Source organism: Enterobacter cloacae complex sp. IR5441 (genome assembly GCF_049238215.1).
Taxonomy (GTDB): domain Bacteria; phylum Pseudomonadota; class Gammaproteobacteria; order Enterobacterales; family Enterobacteriaceae; genus Enterobacter; species Enterobacter hormaechei_C.
Window position 1 is genome coordinate 457 of sequence record NZ_JBMKIA010000091.1, and the last position, 1,581, is coordinate 2,037.

Below are 1,581 nucleotides of genomic sequence, written 5' to 3' on the forward strand. Positions count from 1 at the left end.
GCCTGTGAGGGTTGCTGGAGGTATCAGAAGTGCGAATGCTGACATAAGTAACGATAAAGCGGGTGAAAAGCCCGCTCGCCGGAAGACCAAGGGTTCCTGTCCAACGTTAATCGGGGCAGGGTGAGTCGACCCCTAAGGCGAGGCCGAAAGGCGTAGTCGATGGGAAACAGGTTAATATTCCTGTACTTGGTGTTACTGCGAAGGGGGGACGGAGAAGGCTATGTCAGCCGGGCGACGGTTGTCCCGGTTTAAGCATGTAGGCGGAGGTTCCAGGTAAATCCGGTACCTTATTAACGCTGAGGTGTGATGACGAGGCACTACGGTGCTGAAGTGATAAATGCCCTGCTTCCAGGAAAAGCCTCTAAGCATCAGGTAACACGAAATCGTACCCCAAACCGACACAGGTGGTCAGGTAGAGAATACCAAGGCGCTTGAGAGAACTCGGGTGAAGGAACTAGGCAAAATGGTGCCGTAACTTCGGGAGAAGGCACGCTGATGTGTAGGTGAAGCCCCTGCGGGTGGAGCTGAAATCAGTCGAAGATACCAGCTGGCTGCAACTGTTTATTAAAAACACAGCACTGTGCAAACACGAAAGTGGACGTATACGGTGTGACGCCTGCCCGGTGCCGGAAGGTTAATTGATGGGGTTAGCGGCAACGCGAAGCTCTTGATCGAAGCCCCGGTAAACGGCGGCCGTAACTATAACGGTCCTAAGGTAGCGAAATTCCTTGTCGGGTAAGTTCCGACCTGCACGAATGGCGTAATGATGGCCAGGCTGTCTCCACCCGAGACTCAGTGAAATTGAACTCGCTGTGAAGATGCAGTGTACCCGCGGCAAGACGGAAAGACCCCGTGAACCTTTACTATAGCTTGACACTGAACACTGGTCCTTGATGTGTAGGATAGGTGGGAGGCTTTGAAGCGTGGACGCCAGTCTGCGTGGAGCCAACCTTGAAATACCACCCTTTAATGGCTGGTGTTCTAACGTAGACCCGTTACCCGGGTTGCGGACAGTGTCTGGTGGGTAGTTTGACTGGGGCGGTCTCCTCCCAAAGAGTAACGGAGGAGCACGAAGGTTGGCTAATCCTGGTCGGACATCAGGAGGTTAGTGCAATGGCATAAGCCAGCTTGACTGCGAGCGTGACGGCGCGAGCAGGTGCGAAAGCAGGTCATAGTGATCCGGTGGTTCTGAATGGAAGGGCCATCGCTCAACGGATAAAAGGTACTCCGGGGATAACAGGCTGATACCGCCCAAGAGTTCATATCGACGGCGGTGTTTGGCACCTCGATGTCGGCTCATCACATCCTGGGGCTGAAGTAGGTCCCAAGGGTATGGCTGTTCGCCATTTAAAGTGGTACGCGAGCTGGGTTTAGAACGTCGTGAGACAGTTCGGTCCCTATCTGCCGTGGGCGCTGGAGAATTGAGGGGGGCTGCTCCTAGTACGAGAGGACCGGAGTGGACGCATCACTGGTGTTCGGGTTGTCATGCCAATGGCACTGCCCGGTAGCTAAATGCGGAAGAGATAAGTGCTGAAAGCATCTAAGCACGAAACTTGCCCCGAGATGAGTTCTCCCTGAGAC

At 54.3% G+C, this 1,581-nt stretch carries 1 rRNA gene (only partly in view); it reads left to right on the forward strand.

The window, feature by feature from the left end:
• Window positions 1-1,581 (forward strand): 23S ribosomal RNA (locus tag ACOTX5_RS26385); its annotated part reaches 456 nt to the left of the window's first position; the annotation flags it as partial.